Here is a 22921-nt window from a genome sequence, read left to right on the forward strand (position 1 = left end):
CCAGCCGGTTCCGCCCCGTCGTCGTTCGTATGGGCCGTCGTTTGTATGGGCCGTCGTTTGTGCCGGCAAAAGCCCCTATTTGGTCGCCGTGACCGGAACCCGCCGTTCGATCAGGGCGGAGGTCACTTCCTTGGCCTTCACCGGATCCATCGCCGCCAGGATCGGGGCGGATTTGGCTTCCTTCATCTTTTGGATCACCCCCAGCAGCACCGGCATTTCCAGCTCTTCGAAAATGCGGGCGGCCTCCTTGGGCTTCATCGTTTCGTAGATCCGCACCAGGCTTTCCAACTGGGTCGATTGCTTTTCATCGCCCTGGTTCATCAGCTTCTGAATGTCGGCGCGGACCTTTTCCATCTCCGCGACCTTCTGGTCGATGCGCTTTTCCGCTGCGGTCAGCAGCGCCTCGCGCTGCTCCAGTTCCTTGGTGCGTCGTTCAATTTCGGCCCGACGTTCGGCAAAATGCTGCAACAGCTCCTGGTCCGTGATCGGACCCAACGGCGCGTTCGCGGCGGCGGGCGCTCCCGGGGCCGGAGCGGCGGGCGGCGGGCCATCCTTCGCCGGGTTCGGCGGGGCGTTGGGTGCGGTCGTCGCCTTGGGCGGGGGGGCCTTGGGGTCGACGGGCGGCTTGCCACCGTTGGGCGGCGGGGGTTGCTGCCCCTGCGCCATGGTGGCGGGAAAATCCGGCAACTGCGCGTCGCGGGTGGCGATCCGCCACACATCGCCCACCCGGACCCCCAGCATCAGCACGGCCACGAAGATCGTCACCGGCAACAGACGGAAGCGGACATCCTTCGTCCAGCCGCGCACCACCTCCATCAGCGGGCGGCGGGGCGCAGCGGCGACGCGCGCCTTGCCACCCTTTCCCTTGCCCGTTTTGCCGCCCTTGGCGGACGGCCGGGTGGCTCCGGCGCGGGCTGGCAGCCCGGCCCGACTTCCCGCAGGCACCACCGCCGGAGCGTTGGGCGTCGGCACCGCCGATGCCTGCGCGGCGGTTTGGGCGGACGCGGACACGCGCACCCCGGTGGGAGCGGCCCCCGCCGGACGGATGACGACCTTTTCCTCCGTCCTGGCCCGGGCGGCAGCGGCGGCGGCGTCCTGCGCCGCTCCCTTTGCGGCCAGACGGGCGGCGAAGTCGGCGATGGTCTTCTGCGCGTCGGTCATTCCATCCCCGCTCATCCCATCCCCTTCCCTGCGTTTTCAATCGCCTGGAGCAGTTCGCGTTCGGCGCGCGACAGGCTTTCACCATCACGGGCCACCGGCTCACGCGGGGCCGGTTCCCGCGATTCCGCAACCAACGGCGGCGGTGCAGTGCGGCGCGGCGGATCCAAACGGGCGGGCGGTGGGGCCGCGTCGTGGTCGTCGTCGTGCATCTCGATCGGCAGTGGGCGCGGAGCCGGGCGACTCGCCAGCGGCGGCTTGACCGGGTTGGTCCGAGCCACAGCCGCACCGCGTCCGCCATCGCGGTCGCCAACCGATCCCAAACGGGTGGCCAGCGCGTCCGCCGCCTCGATCATGAATTCCAGCTCGTCGCGCAGGGTCTGCGCCTTGGTGACGGTGCGTTGCAGATCCTCGCCGGTGTCGGCGGCGGTCTTCTTCAGGTTGCGCACGCCACCTTCGGCCTTGCCCATGGCGTCGTTCAGCCCCTGGATCAATTCGGCCAACTCGCCACGGCTTTCGCGCAGCTTGACGATCTGTTTGTTGAGGATGATGGCGTAGGCGATCGTCGCCGCCAACAGCCCGACCAGCACCAGATCGATGATGAGAGAGATCAGTGGACTCACAGCCGCATGACCTCCTGCTTGGGCAATTCCTTTTCCAGCCGCACGGCGATGTGCCCGCCCTTGCGGCCCATCCGCCCCTGGAACATCGACACGTCGCCGCAGCGCAGCTCGATGGCCCCGTCGGGGGTGGCGTTCAACAGGATGCGGGTGCCGACGCGCCAGTTCAGCACGTCGTGCAGCGTCATCGTCACCTCGTCCAGCACGGCGGACAGATCGACGTCCGTCACCATCAGTTCCGAGGCCAAGTGGGTTTCCCAGATCGAGTCACGGCCGAACTTTTCACCCATGAACATCTGGAGCAGCAGTTCGCGAACCGGCTCCAGCGTGGCGTAGGGGATCATCAGTTCCAGACGCCCGCCGCGATCCTCCATGTCGATGCGCAGCTTGACCAGCACCGCCGCGTTGGCGGGCCGCGCGATGGTGGCGAAACGCGGGTTGGTTTCCAGCCGGTCGAACCGGAAGGTCACGGGCGACAGCGGATCGAAGGCGGCGGACAGGTCGGACAGCACCACATGGACCATGCGTTCCACAAGGTTGCGTTCGATCGTGGTGTAGGGGCGGCCTTCGATGCGCATCGCCGCCGTGCCACGCCGACCGCCCAGCAGCACGTCGACGATGGAATAGATCAGCGCGGAATCGACGACCATCAGGCCGTAATTGTCCCACTCCTCCGCCTTGAAGACGGACAGCATGGCGGGCAGCGGGATCGAGTTCAGGTAATCGCCGAAACGGACCGACGAGATTTGATCCAGGCTGACTTCGACGTTGTCGGAGGTGAAATTGCGCAGGGACGTGGACATCATGCGGACGAGGCGATCGAAGACGATCTCCAACATCGGCAGACGTTCGTAATTGACGAGCGCCGAGTTGACGAGCGCCATGATGCCGGAGTTTTCCCCGTCTCCGGCACCGCCCTGGTCGAAGCCCAGCAGGCTGTCGATCTCGTCCTGGTTCAGAACGCGCGTGGACCCACCGCCGCCGCCGCCCATGTCGCCGACGTCGCCGCTGTCCTCCGCCAGCGCCGCCCATTCGGCGGCAAGGCGTTCTTCCTCGCTCAGTTGTTCGGTGTCGCTCATGACACGCCCCGCTGCACCAACCCCACCGTTCCTATTGGACCAGCATCTCTTTGAACAGCACGTCCTTCACCTTCACCGGATGCGCGGCGGCGGTGATGCGCAACAGCAACTCCTGACGCAGGCGGTACATTCCCGCCGACCCCCGCAAATCTTCCAACCGAAGCTCGCGCAGGTAAACCTGAAAATTATCGATGATGCGCGGCAACACGTGCTCGATCGCCGGAATGTCCTCGCCCTTCGACACCTGGATCGAAATCTTGATCTTCAAAAAAGCCGGACGCTTGCCCGCGCTGTTCAGGTTCACCAGCATGTCGGGCAGGTCGTAAAAGATCGGAGCCGCGTGCGGATCCGGACCGACCGGTTCAGGCGGGTGGGCTTCTTCCGCGTGCTCCTCCTTCTTGCCGAGCAGGCTGTCGAGCAGGCCGGAGAAAAACACCCCCGCGCCTGCGCCAATCAGCAGCACGAGCGGGAGAATGACGAAGAGGACCAGTTTCTTGCCGCTGAATTTCTTGCGCGGCATTCCATCGGTCGCGTTTTCGCCAGCGTCGTGTTCGGCCATGAATTCCTGGGCGTGTCTGGGGCCTGCCTGGGGCGAGGTCGCGCGCGGGGAACCTTCCCGCATGATTCCTCCGACCCTACGTCGGGATAGTTAACAACTCCTTTCGATGCGCCCTCGACCACTGGGGAAGCTGTGGATTCCACAGCGCCTTTCCCGAGTCGGCATGATTTTTGAGTGGGAGGTTCCGGACCTTCGTGCCACCCGGACTCCCGGTGCGCCCCGGTCACGCGTTGCCTGCAACGTCCGACCAGACCGCAACCGCTGGAACTCCGCCACGCCCGGACTCCGCCCACACCCGCACGCCGTCCGGCGTGGAGCGGGAACGGGATGACTTTGCCTGGTCCAACCCGGCAAGAGTCGCCCCCCCCCGGCAGTTTCTGCCCGGCACCCCCTGCCCCACCGGGCCGGAACCCCGTCGCTTTGCCCGGCTTCCCACCGGAAAACAGCGTTGGGGCAAGTTGGCACGCCTCATGCAATACCCTTTTCACCGGTCGGACGGTTCCGCCTGACCCCGTGTGATGAATGAGGCCGCAAGATGGAAAATTCGATTTACGTCGCTCTGTCGCGCCAAATGGCTCTGCAACGGCAGCTCGAAGTGACCTCGAACAACATCGCGAACATGAACACGACGGGGTACAAGAACCAACGGACGCTGTTCACCGAATTCCTGGAACGTCCGGGCATGCATGAGAAGGTCAGCTTCGTCCAGGACCGTGCCGTGGTGCGTGATCTTTCGGTCGGCGCGATGACACAGACCGGAAATCCGATGGATTTGGCCCTGACCGGCCATGGATACTTCGCGGTCGACACCGCCAGCGGCCCGCGTTACACCCGCGCCGGCAATTTCCGCATGAACGACCAGCGCCAGATCGTGGACGGCGGCGGCCTGCCGGTGCTGTCCGACAACGGCCAGCCGATCACCCTGCCCGCCGGGACCTCCGACGTGAAGGTCAGCGGCGACGGCACGGTGTCCACCGAACTCGGCCCGGTCGCGAAACTCCGCATCGTCACCTTCAAGAACGAGCAGTTGATGACGGAGGTCGGTTCCGGCCTCTACGTCTCCGACGAGGAACCCCAGCCCGCCCCCGCCGACACGAAAGTGGCACAGGGATTGCTTGAAGGTTCCAACGTCAAGCCTGTTGTGGAGATGACCCAGATGATCGAAATCCAGCGGAGCTACATGTCGGCGCAGAAGGTCATCGAGAACGAAAACGACCGCATCCGCAACATGATCACGAAACTGGGCCGCAGCGCCTGATCGCCGACCGCAAGAGAAGAGGAACACCACCATGCGCAGCCTCGCCATCGGCGCCACCGGCATGATCGCCCAGCAGCTGAACGTCGAAACCATCTCCAACAACATCGCCAACTCGACGACCACCGGCTTCAAGAAGCAGCGCGCCGAGTTCCAGGACCTGCTGTACCAGAACTTCCGCCGCATCGGCTCCACCTCGTCGGACGCCGGGACCGTGGTCCCGACCGGCGTGCAGGTGGGTGCGGGCGTCCGCGTCGCCGCCGTGGCCCGCGTGCTGGAACAGGGCAACCTGACCATCACCGACAACAAGCTGGACGTCGCCATCAACGGTTCGGGCTACTTCCAGATCACCATGCCCAGCGGCGACACCTCCTACACCCGCGCTGGCAACTTCAAGCTGTCGCCGGAAGGCGTGATCGTCACCGCCGACGGTTATCCGGTGCAGCCGAACATCACCATCCCCACCAACGCCGTGGACGTGGCCATCAACCCGTCGGGCGAGGTGCTGGTGAAGCTGGACGGTCAGACCGCCACGCAGAACGTCGGTCAGCTCCAATTGGCGACCTTCGCCAACGCCGCCGGTCTGGAAGCCATCGGCGACAACCTGTTCCTCGAAACCGCCGCCTCGGGCCAGTCCGTGACCGGCAACCCCGGCGCGCCGGGCTTCGGCCGCCTGACCCAGGGCGCGTTGGAAACCTCCAACGTCAACGTGGTGCAGGAAATCACGACGCTGATCACCGCCCAGCGCGCCTACGAAATGAATTCCAAGGTCATCAAGACCACCGACGAGATGATGCAGCAAGCCGGGCAGATGAAGTAACGCCGCCGCCGCAACGCTCTCACCCCAGGAACCGCCGCCATGACCCGCACCCTCTCCATCCTCCTCCTCGGTGCCGCCCTGCTGACCGCCCCCGGCGTCGTCTCGTCCGCCGCCGCGCTGGAGCCTCCGGCGGTGGTCTATGGGGTCGCCCATGTCGAGGCCGCGCTGTCCGACGCGCTGGCCCGCGTGGTGACGGTGGGGCGGCTGCAGTTGGAACTCGACACCCGCGCCATCGAGCTGCGCGCCCCGCAGGGTGCCGGCGGTCTGGCGGTCGAGAACCTCTACTACAACGCGGTCCAGGGTCGTTTCGCCGCCGAAATCGTGGTCTCCAACACCCGCTCGGTGGTGCGCCTGCCCATCGCGGGCCGCGCCTTCGGCGTGGTCCAGGTGCCGGTTCTGGTGCGCCGCGTGGTTCCCGGCGACATGATCGGCCCGACCGACATCGATTGGCAGGACGTGCGCGCCGACCAGACCAGCAGCGACACCGCCGCCACCGACGCCCAACTCATCGGCATGACGCCCAAGCGCGGCGTGCCCACCAACCAGCCGGTCCGTCTGCGCGATCTGCAATCGCCGCGCATGGTGGACAAGGGCGCGCTCGTCACCATCACGCTGAACACCGGCGTCCTGGCCCTCAGCACCCAGGGCAAGGCGCTGCAGGACGGCGGACGCGGCGACGTGATCCGCGTCGTCAACACCCAATCCAACCGCATCGTCGAAGCGACGGTGGCGGGTCCCAACCTGGTCGCCGTGGCAAAGCCCGGCATCGCCACGAATTGATCGGAGAAAGCTCCCATGTCGACCATCAAGACCGCCCTGCGCTTCGCCCTGATCGCCACCGCCGCCGCGTCGCTGACCGCCTGCAACGCCGCCTCGCGCATCGCTGACATCGGCAAGGCCCCGGAAATGTCGCAAATCCAGGACCCGCAGGCCCGCACCGGCTATCAGCCCGTCAGCCTGCCGATGCCGACCCCGCTGCCGACGGAGCGCAACCCGAATTCGCTGTGGCGCACCGGGGCCAAGGCCTTCTTCAAGGACCAGCGCGCCAACAAGGTGGGCGACATCCTGACCATCAACATCTCCATCGACGATCAGGCCAAGCTGGCCAACGAAAGCAAGCGGTCGCGCGCCAACTCCGACAAGGCCGGGATGCCCAACCTGTTCGGTCTGGAAGGGGCCACGCTGAACCGCGTCCTGCCCGCCGGGGCCTCGGCCTCCAGCCTGGTCGACCTGTCCAGCTCGACCGCCAACGACGGCAAGGGGTCGGTGGACCGCAACGAAAAGATCGCGCTGAAGGTCGCGGCGCTGGTCACGCAAACCCTGCCGAACGGCAATCTGGTCATCCAGGGCCATCAGGAGGTCCGCGTGAACTATGAACTGCGCGACCTGCAGATCACCGGCGTGATCCGCCCCGAAGACATCACCGCCCAGAACACCCTGAGCTACGAAAAGATCGCCGAGGCCCGCATCTCCTACGGCGGGCGCGGCCAGATCACCGACGTGCAGCAGCCGCGCTACGGCCAGCAGCTCTACGACATCATCATGCCGTTCTGATCGGCAGCCTCACCAACCATCCACCCCAAAGGACCGGACGGCGGCAACGCCCTCCGGCCCTTTGCGGTGTCCGGGTCATTCTTGCCGGGCGGCGTCTTCTGCCGGGACGGATTCTGCCGGGGGTGTGGGAAGGTCAAACGGCCAGATCGAGCGGAAGATCGGACAGGTCTTTCAAACGCCGTCCATTGACCATGATCGCCAACATCTCCGCCGCGTCGTCGTACCCCAGGTCAGCGACCGCCGCCTGGAGTTCGTACAAGGCGAAGTGATAGACGCAATCAATGTCCCCGGTCCCCAACGCGATGGAGGCCAACCGGCTGGGCAGCGGCTCGGCGGTTGTCACCACGACGTGCGGCAAGCGCCCCTTGCGGTTGCGGACCAGATTGAGCGCTTCGGAGCGCGCGTTCTGCGCCCGATCGCTGCGGATCGTCCATTTGCACGACACGCTGGCGTGCAGCAGCGGCTTGCCGCCATTGACCGCGCGCAAGCTGGACAGGGTCGCCACCCGATCATCCACCAGACGGTCATGGACGTTGATGGCAGCCTCCGACTCCGGCTCCCGAACCACAACGATGTCCGGGGTGATCGTGTAGTCGCTGCCCAAAGCCGCCGCCAATTCGGGATCCTGGCGCGCGGCGTTATCCAGCGCGATCAAGTGGGCGTATTGTTCGTACTTGGCGATTTCCAATCGGTTGCGCCCGGACACCCGGCGCACGTCCCATTGCCCCGGGCGCAAATGCCCGAGAGTCAGAAACGTGTTGCGCAGGAAGTCGGCGCACAACCCCTCAAACTGGTTGCCGGAGGTCTGCCCAGCGATCCGCTCGCCAACGGTCTGCGCGTCCAACCGCTCCGCGATGCCACGGGCCAACGCTTTGCTGATGGCGCTGTCCTTGTCCGCGTTGCTGACCACGCCCGCCGCGTTGGTGGTGAGGGTGGATTCGCGCAGGGCGGCGTGGAAGGCCCGGCGGGCTTCGGCGAACACCGTCATGACGCCACCCGCAGCGATGACCGCGCCGCCAGCGCCACCCCGATCCGCCGGGCCACCGCTTCGGCCACCGGCGGTGGAAAGGCGTTGCCGATCTGCCGATAGGCCGCCGTTTTGCGGCCGGAAAAGCGCCAATCGTCTGGAAAACCCTGAATCAACGCCGCCATGCGCGGGGTCAGGCGCGGCATGCCAACAAAGTCACGCGGCGGTGCCTCGTCCCACAACCCCATGCCATCGACTCCCAGCAGCGCCCAGGCCCGCTTGGCACGCGTCGGCCCCAGATCCGGGCCGCCATGTTTTTTGGAACCGCCAACCAAGGTCGGCGCAATGCTGCCCGCCTGCTCCCGCCAGCGATCCGCCCCCCGCCACCCGTTGGCCGCCATCAGCGGGTGCAGCAACGCGCCAACCGTCGGAGGCTGGGTTTTCGATGGGTCAGGCCAGGAAAAATGCTCCGCCCGATCCTTGCGAATCCCCACGAACACCACGCGGGGGCGAAGCTGAGACACCCCGAAATCCGATGCGTTCAACAACCGCCACCCGGGCGCGTAACCCAGTTGCCCCAGTTGTTTTTCCACCTTGGTCCGGTAGTCCTCGAACACAGCGTCCAGCAGGCCCCGGACATTTTCAAGCATCACCGCTTGGGGGCGGATTTCATCAACCAGGCGCAGCGCCTCGGGAAACAGATCACGCTCATCATCAGCCCCAAGCTGTTTGCCCGCCTTGGAAAAGGGTGGGCATGGAACCCCACCGGCCAGCAGATCGACCCCCCTGTAGGGCCGCCCGTCGAACGCCCGCAGATCGCCCTCGATGACGTTCCACTGCGGACGGTTCAGACGCAAGGTGGCGCAAGCCGCCGACTCGATCTCCACCAAAGCGGCGTGATCGAAGCCGGCACGCTCCAGCCCCAACGCCTGCCCACCGGCTCCGGCGCAGATTTCCAGCGATGTGAAACGGCTCATCTCATCCTCGGATCGTGTCCGGTTTGATGCCCGATGCCGGTCTGGATGGCAAGCCACGCGGCACGACGCACACACCCTCTTTACAGCCCGGCGAATCGAATCAACCATCAAGGGAGTTTCATCGGCGAATCATTCCCAACACGACGCATCCGCAGAACGGACACCGACCATGCCCGATCAATCGCTTTCCTATGTGCTGAATTGCATTCCCTCCCGCGAGCCACAACGCGATTGGTCCTGGCAGGCGGCGTTGGACGCTGGGACGGTGCAGGCGCTGTCCTCCAGCGCGTTGCCGGACTCGGTGGATCTGCGCAACCCGGATTGGACCGTCAGCAACCAGGGCCAGACCGGGGCCTGCGTCGGCTTTGCCACGGCGGACGGGTTGCTGCGCTACCACTTCACCAAAAAGGGCGCGATCGGATTCGACACCCGGCTGTCGGCGCGCTTCATCTGGATGGCCGACAAGGAAACCGACACGCTGACCAGCTACCCCACCACCTTCATCGAGCAGGAGGGGACCGAGGTCAAACGCGCGCTCGACATCGCCCGGACCTATGGCTGCGCGCTGGAAGACGATCTGCCGCTGCACGGCGCGCTGTGGCAGGGCACGGCGCAGGATTTCTACACCAAGGCGGCGCGCTTCAAGATTCGCAGCTACCACAATCTTGGGGTCAATCTGTCCGTGTGGCGCAAGTGGTTGGCCACCGGTGGGCCGATCATCAGCCGACTCGTCGTCGATTCGACCTGGATGAAAGCCGGGGCACGCGGCGAACTGATTCGGTACAACGCGGACACGGCGGGCGGCGGACACGCGGTGTGCATCGTCGGCTACCGGGCCGATGGGGCCTTCATCATCCGCAACAGCTGGTCGGAGGCATGGGGCGACAAGGGTTTTGTCTACGCCAGCCCCGATTACATGCGCGCCGCGTTCAGCGAGGGGTATGGCATCATCGCCTGAACACCAGCACTGTCGAAGCGCAGCGGCCCATCACAACGCAACAGCGCGCGGGGAAGGTCCTCGCGCGCTGTTGCGTTGTGATGGGCATGCCATAGACAGACACGGCGCGCACGTCCCCGGACGGATGTCCTCCGGAACGAGCGCCGCCGCTGTTCAGTCGTCGCGTTGGGTCCGTTCCATCCGTTCGTGGCGCTCCTGGGCTTCCAGGCTCAGCGTCGCGATCGGGCGGGCGTCGAGGCGGCGCACCGAAATCGGGTCGCCGGTTTCCTCACAATAGCCAAAGCTGCCATCGGCGATCCGGCCCAACGCAGCGTCAATCTTTGAGATCAGCTTGCGTTCGCGGTCGCGGGTGCGCAGTTCCAGGGCACGGTCGGTTTCCGCCGACGCGCGGTCGGCGATATCCGGCTCCTGAATCCCGCCTTCCTGAAGGCTGTTCAATGTTTCAGTGGATTCAGCCAGCAGTTCGGCGCGCCAGCGCACGAGCTTCCGGCGGAAATACTCCACCATCGTCGGGTTCATGAACTCCTCGTCTTCCGACGGGGAGTAGTTCTCTGGCAGCAGCGACGACGTCATCCGAGAGCATCCAACGCGAAAAGGGGTGATCCGGGCGGCGCGGAGTATAGGCAGCCCTTGCCGGGACCGCAACCCTATGGTTTGCCCGGACAACGACCAAACAAGCCGTTGGAATAAAAAAGAATTGTGACTGTGATGATCACGACACCTCACGATCCGGCGATCCAGGATGACCCACACGCGGCGGAGGGACCACAAGGGTCAGGGCGCAGGGCCGCCGATCACACAGACGGCCCCACATGATCAGGAGGTGAGTTTGGCCAACTCAACCTGGGCGCGCAAGTCGATCTCATCCAGGATTTCGGCGAGATCCGGATCATCCACCTGGGCGCGGCGCGACTGGACGACCTTGGCCAACTCCACCAGCTTCTGACTGGAGAGCGTGCCGGAAAGAAGGCCGTGCTGAATTTCCTCCAGCTTGTCCAACATCTCTTCCGCACGCATTTTCCCGCGCGAGGCGCGGGCGGTCGCGTCGTCGGTCGCGTCCACCTCTTGCAAGGCGAGCACACCGGAAACACCGCTCATCGACGCGGTTGCGGTGACGCCATGGGCGGCGGCACCGGTCTCGCCAACCAGTTGCTTGGAGAACGCGGCACCGGCCGTGCTGTCGGCCTTGCCGGTTCGGCGCACCGTACCGCTGGCTCGTGTTTTGCCGGGGCCTTCGACTTTCATGATCCGTGCGACCGTTTGCGTGAGAAGAAGGACGCGGTCAACGCGCGTACCATAGATGATGCAACCTTATCACCCGGTCAAGCCTTGCCGCAATCGGGCAAAAATTGCCGCCCGGATGGGACAAACCCGCACAGCAACAAGCTTTTTTGCGCGACCATGGCGGAATGCAGCGCTCCGGCGCGCTGGCACGGCTTTTGAATATATCCGTTTGCCCGTTCAGGAGTGCCCGCAACATGCTGTCCCGACCCTTCACCGTTCTGCGCCGCACCGTCACCATCATCGCCGCCGCTCTGCTGCTGGCGGTCAGCCTGCCCACAACGCCGGTTGAAGCCGCGTCGGCCCGTATCAAGGACGTCGTCGATGTCGAAGGCGTGCGCGACAACATGCTGATCGGGTATGGTCTGGTCGTCGGCCTGAACGGCACCGGCGACAGCCTGAACAACTCGCCCTTCACCGAACAGAGCCTGACCGGCATGCTGGAACGGATGGGCGTGAACACGCGCGGCACCAACATGCGCACCAAGAATGTGGCGGCGGTGATGGTGACGGCCACGCTCCAGGCCTACGCCGCGCAGGGCACGCGGATTGACGTGTCGGTGTCGGCCATGGGCGACAGCAAGAGCCTGTTGGGCGGGACCCTGCTCGTCACCCCGCTGATGGGTGCCGATGGCGAGGTGTATGCCGTGGCGCAAGGCCCCATCGCGGTGTCCGGCTTTTCCGCCCAAGGTCAGGGGGCGAGCGTGACGCGCGGTGTTCCCACCGCCGGGCGCATCTCCTCCGGGGCGATCGTGGAGCGCGAGATCCAGTTCTCGTTGGCCGAACTGCCGGTGCTGCGCCTCAGCCTGCGCAACCCCGATTTCACCACCGCCCAGCGGGTCGCCACCGCGATCAACATCCAATTGCGCGGCAACCGCGCCCAGGCGACCGATCCGTCGTCGGTGTTGCTCAACGTGCCCGATGCCCGGCGCGGCGACGTCGTCGGCCTCATCACCGAGATCGAGCAGCTCCGCATCACCCCGGATCAGGTGGCCCGCGTCGTGGTCGACGAAAAGTCCGGCGTCATCGTGATGGGCGAGAATGTCCGCATCTCCACCGTCGCCATCGCCCAGGGCAACCTGACCATCCGCATCACCGAGACCCCGCAGGTCAGCCAGCCCGGCCCGTTCAGCCAGGGTCAGACCGCCGTGGTCCCGCGCACCGACATCCAGGTGGACGAGCAATCGAACAATCGGCTGGCGGTGATGAATTCCGGGGTGACTCTGCAAGAGTTGGTACAATCCTTGAATGCTCTGGGTGTGGGACCACGGGACATGATCGCCATCCTTCAGTCGATCAAGGCCGCCGGTGCCCTGCAAGCCGAGATCGAGGTGATATGATGGACCTGACCCCCGCCCTGCCCACCGCCGCAGCGCCCCGCCTGCCGACGTTGATCGAACGGGCCAAGGCCGAGGGGTTCGGCGTCCGCACCGAGGCAAAAACCGCCGATCTGGAAGCCAAGATCGCCCCGGCAAAGGTTGCCCAGCTCCGCAAATCCGCCAACGAGTTCGAAGCCACCTTCGTCAGCCAGATGCTGGGCCACATGTTCGACGGCATCGGCACCGACGAAACCTTTGGCGGCGGGCGCGGCGAGGAAATGTTCAAGCCGATGCTGGTCGAACAGTTCGGCAAGCAAGTCGTCCAACGCGGCGGTCTTGGCATCGCCAATCAGGTCTATCACGAGCTTTTGCGCGCCCAGGAGGCCAGCCATGGATAAGGTCGACGTCCGCTTTCCCCAACCCGCCAAGGCCCCGATCACCAACCTCCCGAAAAACGCGCTGGAACGGGCCACGGCGCTGGTGTCGTTGATGGGACGCATGACCAGCCTGCTGCAGCGGGAAACCGCCGCCGTGAAGGCGCGCCGTCCCGCCAGCGAACTGGCCCAATTCATCAAAGAGAAACAGCCGATGGCCTTGGTGTATGAAGACGTGTCCCGCGCCCTGCGCGTCGATCGCGAGGGCATGCGCAACCTGCCCGACGATCTGAAGGCCGCGCTGAAGGAAGCGGCGGGCGCGCTCTACGCCGCCACGGCGGAGAACGCAGAGACTTTGCAGATGAACAGCGCGGCGCAAAAAATCATCGTGGACACCATGGTCAGTGTCGTCACAAAGGCGCAAAAGGCCCCGACCACCGCCTACGCCGCTCATATGGGCGGCGGGCGCGGCTACAGCCCGCCCCCCCATGGCACGCGGGCGTCCGCCGCCCTCAACACACGGCTGTGATCCGCGTTTTGCGCGTGGCGGCCTCCTGGATTTGACGCAGCGCACACACGTCTTGGGTGTGGTCTTATGGGGGTGATCCGCCAGTTTTGTGGATCCTCTAAGCTGAAACTCCCGAATCCTCTCGGGAAGGCCGCACCGCAAGGAGCGGCCTTCATTTTGTCGGCCCCAGGCCAAACCGCAGGCGACCAGCGCAGCCGACGGTCTGGAACGAACCGGTAGCGGCAAGAAGAGCCGGTTCCGATGGTTGCACCCGGCGATTTTTGCCGGGGTCCGGGCCGGAACTGCCGCATGGCTCATCGCCGTTGAATGGCAAGGCCCCGCCATTGGACAGAATCGCCCGACCATCACACCGCCGCAGTTGGCCCGCCTGTTGCATATGCCTGTCAGCGTCCAGCCGTCTTGAGGGATCCCCCCATGGCCATCCAGTCCACCATCTCCGCCGCCTCCCTCTTCGAAGGTGTGACCTCGCAGCTTCAAGGGTCGCAAACCCAAGGGACCGGGGCGAAAGACGACGCCTTTTCCAAGATGATGGACCGGATGATCGCCGATGCGGCAGACCGCAAGCGCGATCTGACCAAGGACACCGCCCGGCAAGCGCAAGAGGCGCGGGCTGAAGCCCGAACGGAAGCCGCCAAACGGCAACAGGCGGTGCGGGCCGAACGCGCACGCACGGACAATTCCGCCGCGCTGCGCCCGAAGGAGGAAGCCCCTCCCCCCCCGCGCGCTGAAAAAGCCGACACGAAATCCAACGCGCGCGACGACGCGGCGGACAAGGTGCGCGCCAAGGACGACCCTGCCCAACGCAAGGCCACGACGGCAAAGGCCGACAAACCCACGACCAAGGATGCCGCCGCTCCCACCAACAGCGCTGACGCGACCAGCGAAACCGCAAACAGCGGCGACACCATCGCCGCAGCGGATGAGGGCACCACCGGCGGGGCCGACGCCGACGCGGCGGGCGATGGGCAAGCGGGATCCAAAGTCGGCGACGACACGACGGTCGAGCCTGACGCCACTCTGGCGGTGACTGAAACGGTGACAACCGCAATGACACCGACGAGCGACACCCTGCTGGCCAGCTTGTCCATGAACGGGGCCGCAGCCTTGCTGGCCAACGCCAAGACCAACGCGGATCCCAGCGTCACGGACGGATCGCCGCTGGTCAACGGGGCCGCCAAGGGGCTTGACCCTGCCGCCGAACTGGCCGCCAAGATGGCGCAACTCCAAGACGCCCAGAAGGCCCAAGCCGCTGGTGCAGCGGGTGAGGGTACTGCCGGGGCGATCAAGGCGGCAGCCGCCACCAACGGTGACAACGCGGCCAACCCGGCCGATGCGCTCGTCGCCCCCAAGGCCGATGACAGCGCCTCCCAGGCGCTGCCGGATGACGACAGCGCCATCCCCTCCAGCTTTGCCGACCTCATCGCTGCGGCGAAGGCCAAGTTGGGCGACAAGACCGGCGGCAAAGGCACCGGGCAGGACACTGGAAACGGTCGCAGCGATGGCCAGCCGCCACCGAACCTGATGCCGACCGCTGCCCAGACGCCTTCGGGTCTTGACGCGCTGAAAACCACGGCGGACAGCCAGGCCGTGGGCGCGCTCACCGGGGCCGCCACAGCGTCCGCCGCCGCCGCAACCAGCGACACCGGCCACGCCCACGCCGGAACCGCCGCCCAGACTCACGCCGCTCTGGCGGCGATGGAAGCGCCCCGCGCCGCCGGCTCGCTCGACATGACCCAAGCGGCCGCCAGCCTGCGGCCATCGCGTGGCTCCGCCGCCCCACAGGGCGTGCCGGATCAGGTGGCCGTGCACATCAAAAAGAACGTCGCCGACGAGGTCGACCAATTCACCATCAACCTGCACCCGGCGGAGTTGGGCCGCATTGACATCAAGCTGGACATCGGGGCCGATGGCCGCGTCAGCGCCATGGTGGCGGTGGAAAAGGCCCAGACGCTGGAACTGCTGCAACGCGACAGCAAGGGGTTGGAGCGGGCCTTGCAGGACGCCGGCCTGCAAACCGACTCCAACAGCCTGAATTTCAGTCTGCGCGGCGAGGGCAACCAATCCCAGGCCGACGGGTCGGGGAACGGATCGGGCAAGCGCGGGCGCGGCCTGCGCGGCGGTGGGGAGGAGGAGGATCCGGGCCTGACCGCCGCCTACACCGTGTCGGTTGGCGACGGCAGGCTGGACATCAAGGCCTAAGCCTGCGCCTTCTTTTTCCCATTCGGTCGCATTGGGCCGCCAGCGCCCGCACCAATCGAGCCAGCAAGGACATCCGCCATGGGCACCTCCGACTTGACCATCAACCAGTTCGGCACCGCGTCGGGCACGAAGTCCACCGGCTCGAAGACCGTCACCACCAACACCGCGACCACCGACGAAGCCAAGACCGCCAGCGCAACCAAGGGTTTGGGCGACAATTTCCAAACCTTCCTGACCATGCTGACCACGCAGATGAAGAACCAGGATCCGCTGAAGCCGATGGACACGAACGACATGACCAAGCAGTTGGTCGAGTTCGCGAACGTCGAGCAGAACATCGGCACCAACAGCCGCCTGGACAAGCTGCTGAAACTGCAGGGGGCCAGCACGGCCTCCACCAATCTGGCCTACCTCAACCGCACGGTGGCGTTCGAAGGCGATGCGTTCCAATACACCCAGGGGATGACCCAAGCCCCCTTGGCCTATGAGTTGGACACCGCCGCCAAATCCGTGCGCGTGGACATCCTGGACTCCCAGGGCCGCACCGTGCGCTCGATGAAGGGGGACACGGCGGCCGGGACCAAGCATGTCGTGAATTGGGATTTCAAGGACGACAACGGCAACGCGGTGCAGCCGGGGGCTTACCGTCTGAACATCGCCCCGGTCAGCCCGCAAAAGGACGGCACGGTGAAGGCCACGACCTACACCTTCGGCTCCGTGTCGGGCATCGGCAACGACAAGAACGGCGAAACCGCGCTGACCATCAACGGCAACGAAGTGCCGCTGTCCAAAATCACAACGGTCTATTGAGGCCACCCGCGTTTCCCATGGCACCCCTGGTTTGGCGTCGTCGCGGACCTGTTCCGCGACGACGCCGTCGTTTTCCCGTTTCGTGAAATCTTTTTCACCTTGGACAAAGGCCACACGGTCGGCTTGACCGGACCGCATGGTGGGAGTAAAGCGGGTTTCAACGTCACCGCAACACCGGCGGACGTGTGTGGTCGCGAGCATCCGGCTCAAGCACCGGACCCAACCGCACCGTTCCCCGAGAAGGCATGAGATGGACAGCCCAAGCAGCCGACCTACTTCCTCCGCGCCAACGACGCTGATGCTAGGCTGACCTGCCTGTCAGGTTCACCGGCGGATCGGCGTTGTTGCCGAACCGATCACAGGTGAACCGTGGTGATTCTTTCCCTCACCCACCGTTTCGCCGTGCGCCCCTTGCGCGTTCGCATGGGTCTGCGCGGCGTGTCGCGCGAACCGACTCCGCGAAGTCGCTGACCGCCCTCCCCCTGCCCATTTGAACGCGGTTTCACCCTGAAACCGTCAACACCTGTTCTTTGCCCAACGCGCCCGAACCCGACTGGCGCGCGGAAGGGAGTTTTTGCCATGGTCTGGATTCACACGAGCGTGTCGGTCAAGGCGACCGACGCCGCCCCCAACCGCTGGGACGTGGTGGCGCTGCCGCTGGTCATCGGTCTGCTGGCGCTGGTCGCCATCGGTGGCCGCGAAATGACGGCCCCGCTGGACAGCGTCGCCGCCACCCCGGTGGACCTCAACCCCGGCCTGCTGCCGGATTACGCCCTGCGCTCCACCCTGCGGATGCTGGCGGCGATGGTCGCCTCGCTCCTCTTCACCCTCGTCTACGCCACCCTGGCGGCCAAGAGCCGCCGGGCGGCCATGCTGCTGATCCCGGTGCTGGACGTGCTGCAATCGGTGCCGGTGCTGGGCTACATCTCCTTCACCGTCGTGTTCTTCCTCGCGCTGTTTCCCGGCAGCACGCTGGGGGCGGAATGCGCCGCCATCTTCGCCATCTTCACCAGCCAGGCCTGGAACATGGCGTTCAGCGTCTACCAGTCGCTGCGCACCGTGCCGCGCGATCTGGGCGAGGTGGCGCAGGGGTTCGGCTTCAGCGGCTGGCAACGTTTCTGGACGCTGGAGGCCCCCTACGCCCTGCCCGGGCTGGTGTGGAACATGATGATGTCGATGTCGGGCGGCTGGTTCTTCGTCGTCGCGTCGGAAGCCATCACCGTCGGCGACCGGACCATCACCCTGCCCGGCGTCGGGTCCTATCTGGCCGAAGCCATCGCGCAACAGCGGCTGGACGCGGTCGGTTGGGCGGTTCTGGCCATGCTGCTGGTGATCCTGGCCTATGACCAGTTGCTGTTCCGCCCACTGGTCGCCTGGGCGGCCAAATTCCGCGTCGAGTTGACCGGTGGACGGGAAGCCCCGGAATCCTGGCTGCTCGACCTGTTTCAGCGCACCCGCTTTTTCCGCGCCCTGTTTGCCCCGCTTGGGCGGTTGCTGGACAGGGCTTGCTGGTGGCGGCTGTCCTTGACCGGAGTGCGCGACGCAGGCCGCCACCTGTATGCCAACCGCCTCGCCACGACGCTGATGCATGGGATGAAGCAAATTCCCAATCGGACGGTCGATGGCGCATGGTACGCGGTGCTCGCCGTGGCCGGGCTGTGGTGTGGCTGGACGATGGTGGCGTTCATCGCCAGCGGGGCCGGGTGGGACGACGTCGGGACCGCCTTCCTGCTGGGGGGCGCCACGTTGCTGCGGGTGGTGGCGCTGATCGTGACCGCGTCGCTGATCTGGGTCCCGCTGGGAGTCATCATCGGGCTGCGCCCGCGTCTGGCCGAAGCGGTGCAGCCCGCCGCCCAGTTCCTCGCCGCCTTTCCGGCCAATCTGCTGTTTCCGGTCGCGGTGGTCGGCATCGTCCGCTTCGATCTTGACCCCGACCTGTGGCTCAGCCCGCTGATGATCCTGGGAACGCAGTGGTACATCCTGTTCAACGTCATCGCCGGGGCCGCCGCCTTCCCCAACGATCTGAAGGAGGCCGCCGCCAACTTCCACATCCGGGGCTGGCAATGGTGGCGTGACGTGATGCTGCCCGGTGTCTTTCCCTATTACATCACCGGAGCCGTCACCGCGTCGGGCGGATCGTGGAACGCCAGCATCGTGGCCGAGGCCGTGCGCTGGGGCGACACCAGCCTGACCGCCCATGGTTTGGGCGGCTACATCGCCCAGGCCACCGCCGAAGGAGATTACCCGCGCATCGTGTTGGGCATCGCCGTGATGGCCATGCTCGTCATCCTGTTCAACCGGCTTCTGTGGCGTCCGCTCTACGCCTTTGCCGAACGCCGCCTGCGTCTTGCCTGACCGGAGGACACTGTCATGCTGAACACCACCACCTCCACCGTCACCGCCCCGCTGTTCGCCCTGACCAACGTCCGTCAGGCCTACCCCAAGCCGTCGGGGCAGGAGTATGTCGTGCTCGACGGCGTCGACCTGACCCTGACGAACGGGGAAATCGTCGGGCTGCTCGGCCGTTCCGGCTCCGGCAAATCCACCTTGCTGCGCGTCGTCGCCGGGCTGGTCCGTCCGACAGCGGGGGACGTCCGCCACAATGGCGCGCCGGTCGATGGGCCGACCGATGGCATCGCCATGGTCTTCCAGACCTTCGCCCTCTTCCCCTGGATGACGGTGTGGGAAAACGTCATGGCCGGGCTGAAGGCCAAGGGCGTGCCCACCAAGGAAGCAGAGGCCCGGACCGAGGAGGCCATCGACCTGATCGGCCTGTCCGGTTTCGAATCCGCCTATCCGAAGGAGCTGTCGGGCGGCATGCGCCAGCGTGTCGGCTTTGCCCGCGCCCTGGTGGTCCACCCGGAAATCCTGCTGATGGATGAGCCTTTTTCGGCGCTGGACGTGCTGACGGCAGAAACGCTGCGCACCGACCTGCTGGATCTGTGGATGGAACAGCGCCTGCCGATCCAATCGATCCTGATGGTGACGCACAACATCGAGGAAGCGGTGCTGATGTGCGACCGCATCCTGGTCTTTTCCTCCAACCCCGGACGGGTGGCGGCGGAAATCCGTGTCACCCTGCCCCACCCGCGCAACCGGCTGGAGCCGGACTTCCGCGCCCTGGTCGATGACATCTACGCCCTGATGACGGCGCGCAAGCCATTGTCGGCGGCCTCGCCCGACGCCAAGCGGCCCCCGGCCTACGCCGAACCGTTGGCGCATGTGTCCACCAACCTGCTGGCCGGGCTTCTGGAAACGCTGGCCTCGCCCGCCTATCACGGCAAGGCCGACCTGCCGCATCTGGCCGCCGCGCTTCAGCACGAGATCGACGACCTGTTCCCCATCGCCGAGGCGCTGCACCAGTTGGGTTTTGCCGAAATGGAGGAAGGCGATATCCGCCTGACCGAACCGGGCCGCCTGTTCGCCGAATCCGGAGTGGAGGACCGCAAGCGGCTGTTCGCGGAGCATCTGGTGCTGCGCGTGCCGCTGGCCGCCCACATCCACGCGGCGTTGAAGCGGGCGGCCAACCACCGCTTGCCCGCCGGGCCGCTTCACGCCGCGCTGGCCGCGCACATGAGCGACGGCTACGCTGACGAAACGCTGCGCGCCATCACCAGTTGGGCGCGCTACGCCGAGCTGTTCACCTACGACGACGAAAGCGAGAGCTTCGGATTCGAGGATTTGGAGTAGCTCAAGCGGCGGGGGGCGGGTTTGCCCTCCCCCCGGCCCTCCCGTCGCCATTCCCTACCGTACGGTCGTTCGTGCGCGAATTTGTTTCTCCGGTCACGCAAGTCTGTTGCGCGGAACCATTCGTTAACCTTATCGTTTAGGTATTTGTTAAGCGCCTACCCCTAAATTGTCCGTCGGACTTGTGGAACGCACAGTTTTGGGTTGGAGCGTCCGCGCATGACTTTCATCGAACACGCCCCCGGTGATCACATCCTTGACCGTGGTCAGGATGAGCCGGTCGATTCGTCCGTCATCGGCCCCGAAGGTCTTCCCATGACCGAACAGGATTTGCCACCGCCCAACACCAAACGTTGGGTGATGCGCCGTAAGGCAGAGGTGGTCACCGGCGTGCGATCCGGCTTGATCAGCCTGGAGGAGGCCTGCCGCCGTTACACCCTGTCGGTGGAAGAGTTTTTGTCCTGGCAGCGTCTGATCGACAGCCACGGCATGCGTGGTCTGCGGGCCACCCGCTTGCAGGACTACCGCGACGGTGGTCTGCACGACCGTTCCCGCATCGACGCCGCCGAATAAGATCACTCCCGTGTGACTTTTGCTCCCCGCATTCCGGTGCGGCAAGGCTGTTTCGACCTCATTTTGCCTCCAGAGCGTTTTGCCCGCAGGCCGCATCGATCAACGCGGCCGCTGCTGTTGCGACCGCATCGGCGTTGCCATCGATGACCAGAGTGTGCGCCGCCGCGTAAGCACCCTCCATCAACACTTGAAGATGGGTGGCGAGTTGATCGGGGTTGTCCGCCCCTGCCGCTGCCGCCAGCGCCCGCAACCGCTCCCGAACCGCACGCTTTTGCGCCACGGCCAGCGCCCGCGCCGGGCTGTCGGGATCCCGCAACTCGGTGGCCGCGTTGGTGAAGGGGCAGCCGCGAAAGTCGGGATGGGCGATCCAATGGCCAATGGAAACGAACACTCCTTTCAGCAGCGCCTTGGGATTATCCGGGTGACGTTCGGCCATCCGCTGCCACCAGCGGGCATAACCTTGCGCGCTGCGCTCCAGATATGCGCACACCAGATCGTCCTTGGACGCAAAATTGCGATACAGGCTCATCTTGGCGACACCCGAGCGGGCAATCACCGTGTCGATGCCAACCGCGCGGATGCCATCGCGATAAAACAGCTCCGCCGCCGTGTCCAAAATGCGGTCCCGCGCCGGTTTGCGCGGCTCTGTCGCCTGTTTCATGCCCAACCCTCTCCCGCACAGCGCCAACACTGCGTCGCAGACCCACACCGGCCGGTTGACAAAGATACAGACCTGTCTCTATCGTTTGCGGCGAGACAGATCTGTATCCTGTATACCGACAGGCCAGCGCGAAAGGAACCGGTGGATGCGATATTTTGATGATGTGCGCGTGGGTGACCGCTTCACCGGCGGCCCTGTGACCGTCAGCGCCGAGGACATCATTGGCTTTGCCGGTCAGTTCGACCCGCAGCCTTTTCATCTGGACGCTGAGGCGGCCAAGGCCACCCTGTTCGGCGGTCTGGCGGCCAGCGGCTGGCACACCGCCGGTCTGACCATGCGCATGATCGTCGGGAGCGACGCGAAACTGGCGGGTGGCTACATCGGCATGGGGGTGGACGCCGTGACCTGGCCCAAGCCCACCCGTCCCGGCGACACCCTGCGGATCGAGGGGGAGGTTCTGGAGGCCCGCCTCTCGGCCAAGCGCCCCACCAACGGCGTGGCCCGCGTCCGCGTCGTCACGCTGAACCAAACGGACGACATTGTGCAAACCCTGATCGCCAACCTGCTGATTCCGACCCGCGCCAGTCTGGAAGCTCTGGTGTGACCAAGCGCAAAGCCGTTGGACGCAAGGCGCGCCCAACGGCTTCTCATCCAACTCAATCGTTGGTGTCTTTTGGCCGCGTGTTCATCACAGCGCTGCCCCGAAGCCAGTCAAGCCATCTGTGACAGGTTGGCATGAAACAAGCGCCGAACCCGTTGGAAACCGCCGCCCGCAAACCGTCTTTCGTTCTCAACCCCTGACAGCCCACTCGCTCACCAACGGCGCAGCGGACCGACATCCACATGAACAAAACCGCTTTCCGGGTAATACCCGACCCCGCCGCCCCGCAGGCTCAACGCCGCCCGGTGAAGCTGGCGGATCGGCAGACCGGGAACCCGCAGGTCAATGGCCTTGCCCTGCATGTGATAGCTGTTCTGCGCCACCCCGGACCCATCGGCCTCGCGCAGCAGGGCGTTGGATTCCGGTGAGCGGTAGGCCGAGACGATTTGGATCGGACCACGGCTGCCGATTTTGCGACCCAGCGCGTGGACCAGATCCAACAGCTTTGGGTCAATGGGATGAACGGCCCCGGTGCGATGATCGCGCAGGACCCGGTTGATCTCGCGCATGCCGTCGCGCAGGTAGCGGCCCTTTGACCAATATTCGGCGCTGATCCGCTCACCCGTGTGCAGATTGACCAAAGACAATTGCCGGGGCGGGGCGCGCAGCGCGGCCTCCGACTCCTCCGGTGCCATCATGGTGGCGGCGGCGGCGGTCAGGCCCAAGGCGGCCCGCAGCAAGTGGCGGCGATCCAGCGAGCGAGCCACAAGCTCCTCCGAACCAACCGTCGTGGTCGACGGGGCGTCCGCGTTGGTCGTCATCGTGATCCGTATCCCCTGATTTGGGCGACCCCCAGCCCTCCCCGGGCATCGCACCATCGCAATACGGCCCCGCAGGGCAAACCCCTTTTACGGGGAGTAAGCCCCCTGATGTCAAGGCT

At 65.6% G+C, this 22921-nt stretch carries 24 protein-coding genes; 14 read left to right on the plus strand and 10 right to left on the minus strand.

The features are described from left to right. Window positions 1-75: 75 nt before the first annotated feature. From EJ903_RS00370 to EJ903_RS00385, 4 genes are read right to left on the minus strand one after another with little or no spacing between them, the layout of a single operon-like run. Window positions 76-1176 carry a MotE family protein gene (locus EJ903_RS00370; protein ID WP_246015026.1) on the minus strand — a complete coding sequence of 367 codons (1101 nt, stop codon included), beginning with the start codon at window positions 1174-1176 and terminating at the stop codon, window positions 76-78. Further along, complete coding sequence (locus EJ903_RS00375; protein WP_126611073.1) at window positions 1173-1781, minus strand: DUF6468 domain-containing protein; 609 nt, start codon at window positions 1779-1781, stop codon at window positions 1173-1175. Before EJ903_RS00375 ends, EJ903_RS00370 begins: the two co-directional genes overlap by 4 nt. After that, window positions 1778-2857 carry a flagellar motor switch protein FliM gene (gene fliM / locus EJ903_RS00380; RefSeq protein ID WP_126611075.1) on the minus strand — a complete coding sequence of 360 codons (1080 nt, stop codon included), beginning with the start codon at window positions 2855-2857 and terminating at the stop codon, window positions 1778-1780. The genes EJ903_RS00375 and fliM overlap by 4 nt, the downstream gene beginning before the upstream one ends. 31 nt (window positions 2858-2888) lie before the next feature. Beyond that, window positions 2889-3416 (minus strand): flagellar basal body-associated FliL family protein, encoded by a 528-nt coding sequence (locus EJ903_RS00385; RefSeq protein ID WP_126611077.1) that lies wholly within the window; start codon window positions 3414-3416, stop codon window positions 2889-2891. Between the two features lie 535 nt (window positions 3417-3951). On the opposite strand from EJ903_RS00385, the gene flgF reads away from it, so the two are divergent. The 4 genes from flgF to flgH are packed head-to-tail and all read left to right on the plus strand — an operon-like array spanning window position 3952 to window position 7045. Then, window positions 3952-4674, plus strand: coding sequence for a flagellar basal-body rod protein FlgF (flgF, locus tag EJ903_RS00390; protein ID WP_126611079.1), 723 nt, complete (start codon window positions 3952-3954; stop codon window positions 4672-4674). Between the two features lie 31 nt (window positions 4675-4705). Continuing rightward, window positions 4706-5491 carry a flagellar basal-body rod protein FlgG gene (flgG, locus tag EJ903_RS00395; protein WP_126611081.1) on the plus strand — a complete coding sequence of 262 codons (786 nt, stop codon included), beginning with the start codon at window positions 4706-4708 and terminating at the stop codon, window positions 5489-5491. A gap of 39 nt (window positions 5492-5530) precedes the next feature. After that, entirely contained in the window at window positions 5531-6271 is a 741-nt protein-coding gene (flgA, locus tag EJ903_RS00400) for a flagellar basal body P-ring formation chaperone FlgA (RefSeq protein WP_126611083.1), read from the plus strand. 15 nt (window positions 6272-6286) lie between these two features. After that, a complete protein-coding gene (gene flgH, locus EJ903_RS00405; protein ID WP_126611085.1) occupies window positions 6287-7045 on the plus strand; it encodes a flagellar basal body L-ring protein FlgH in 759 nt (252 codons plus the stop codon). A 133-nt stretch (window positions 7046-7178) separates the two neighbouring features. On the opposite strand, the gene EJ903_RS00410 is transcribed toward flgH, so the two are convergent. Next, window positions 7179-8033, minus strand: a complete 855-nt coding sequence (locus EJ903_RS00410; RefSeq protein ID WP_126611087.1) for an NgoMIV family type II restriction endonuclease — start codon at window positions 8031-8033, stop codon at window positions 7179-7181. Next, window positions 8030-8989: a DNA cytosine methyltransferase gene (locus EJ903_RS00415; RefSeq protein ID WP_126611089.1), complete on the minus strand. Its 960-nt coding sequence runs from the start codon at window positions 8987-8989 to the stop codon at window positions 8030-8032. Before EJ903_RS00415 ends, EJ903_RS00410 begins: the two co-directional genes overlap by 4 nt. 169 nt (window positions 8990-9158) lie before the next feature. On the opposite strand from EJ903_RS00415, the gene EJ903_RS00420 reads away from it, so the two are divergent. Continuing rightward, a complete protein-coding gene (locus EJ903_RS00420; protein WP_126611091.1) occupies window positions 9159-9947 on the plus strand; it encodes a C1 family peptidase in 789 nt (262 codons plus the stop codon). 153 nt (window positions 9948-10100) lie between these two features. Here the strand turns inward: EJ903_RS00420 and dksA are convergent, their stop codons facing one another. Both dksA and EJ903_RS00430 read right to left on the minus strand, forming a co-directional pair. Further along, the gene (gene dksA, locus EJ903_RS00425) at window positions 10101-10520 is read right to left on the minus strand and encodes an RNA polymerase-binding protein DksA (protein WP_126611093.1); all 420 of its coding nucleotides are present in this window, start codon (window positions 10518-10520) and stop codon (window positions 10101-10103) included. Window positions 10521-10763: 243 nt separating this feature from the next. Beyond that, on the minus strand, window positions 10764-11192 hold the full coding sequence (locus EJ903_RS00430) for a flagellar assembly protein FliX (protein ID WP_126611095.1): 429 nt from the start codon (window positions 11190-11192) through the stop codon (window positions 10764-10766). A gap of 233 nt (window positions 11193-11425) precedes the next feature. Here EJ903_RS00430 and EJ903_RS00435 point away from each other — a divergent pair, with 233 nt between their 5' ends. The 8 genes from EJ903_RS00435 to sciP all read left to right on the plus strand — a co-directional run bounded on the left by EJ903_RS00435 (window position 11426) and on the right by sciP (window position 20719). Continuing rightward, window positions 11426-12568, plus strand: coding sequence for a flagellar basal body P-ring protein FlgI (locus tag EJ903_RS00435; RefSeq protein ID WP_126611097.1), 1143 nt, complete (start codon window positions 11426-11428; stop codon window positions 12566-12568). Next, the gene (locus EJ903_RS00440; RefSeq protein WP_246015028.1) at window positions 12565-12945 is read left to right on the plus strand and encodes a rod-binding protein; all 381 of its coding nucleotides are present in this window, start codon (window positions 12565-12567) and stop codon (window positions 12943-12945) included. The genes EJ903_RS00435 and EJ903_RS00440 overlap by 4 nt, the downstream gene beginning before the upstream one ends. Next, window positions 12938-13450: a flagellar basal-body protein gene (locus tag EJ903_RS00445; RefSeq protein WP_126611099.1), complete on the plus strand. Its 513-nt coding sequence runs from the start codon at window positions 12938-12940 to the stop codon at window positions 13448-13450. The genes EJ903_RS00440 and EJ903_RS00445 overlap by 8 nt, the downstream gene beginning before the upstream one ends. Window positions 13451-13864: 414 nt before the next feature. Further along, window positions 13865-15649, plus strand: a complete 1785-nt coding sequence (locus tag EJ903_RS00450) for a flagellar hook-length control protein FliK (RefSeq protein ID WP_126611101.1) — start codon at window positions 13865-13867, stop codon at window positions 15647-15649. 78 nt (window positions 15650-15727) lie between these two features. Further along, window positions 15728-16459 carry a flagellar hook assembly protein FlgD gene (locus EJ903_RS00455; protein ID WP_126611103.1) on the plus strand — a complete coding sequence of 244 codons (732 nt, stop codon included), beginning with the start codon at window positions 15728-15730 and terminating at the stop codon, window positions 16457-16459. Window positions 16460-17038: 579 nt separating this feature from the next. Continuing rightward, a complete protein-coding gene (locus tag EJ903_RS00460) occupies window positions 17039-18814 on the plus strand; it encodes an ABC transporter permease (protein WP_126611105.1) in 1776 nt (591 codons plus the stop codon). A 15-nt stretch (window positions 18815-18829) separates the two neighbouring features. Then, window positions 18830-20149 (plus strand): ABC transporter ATP-binding protein, encoded by a 1320-nt coding sequence (locus EJ903_RS00465; RefSeq protein WP_126611107.1) that lies wholly within the window; start codon window positions 18830-18832, stop codon window positions 20147-20149. 216 nt (window positions 20150-20365) lie between these two features. Then, complete coding sequence (gene sciP / locus EJ903_RS00470) at window positions 20366-20719, plus strand: CtrA inhibitor SciP (protein ID WP_281274730.1); 354 nt, start codon at window positions 20366-20368, stop codon at window positions 20717-20719. A 58-nt stretch (window positions 20720-20777) separates the two neighbouring features. Here the strand turns inward: sciP and EJ903_RS00475 are convergent, their stop codons facing one another. Next, window positions 20778-21380 carry a TetR/AcrR family transcriptional regulator gene (locus tag EJ903_RS00475; RefSeq protein WP_126611109.1) on the minus strand — a complete coding sequence of 201 codons (603 nt, stop codon included), beginning with the start codon at window positions 21378-21380 and terminating at the stop codon, window positions 20778-20780. Between the two features lie 145 nt (window positions 21381-21525). Between EJ903_RS00475 and EJ903_RS00480 the strand changes: the two genes are divergently transcribed. Then, window positions 21526-21984: a MaoC family dehydratase gene (locus tag EJ903_RS00480; RefSeq protein ID WP_126611111.1), complete on the plus strand. Its 459-nt coding sequence runs from the start codon at window positions 21526-21528 to the stop codon at window positions 21982-21984. A gap of 209 nt (window positions 21985-22193) precedes the next feature. On the opposite strand, the gene mepK is transcribed toward EJ903_RS00480, so the two are convergent. Then, window positions 22194-22802, minus strand: a complete 609-nt coding sequence (gene mepK, locus EJ903_RS00485; protein WP_126611113.1) for a peptidoglycan L,D-endopeptidase MepK — start codon at window positions 22800-22802, stop codon at window positions 22194-22196. Window positions 22803-22921: the final 119 nt, after the last annotated feature.

Source organism: Azospirillum griseum (assembly GCF_003966125.1).
GTDB lineage: Bacteria > Pseudomonadota > Alphaproteobacteria > Azospirillales > Azospirillaceae > Azospirillum > Azospirillum griseum.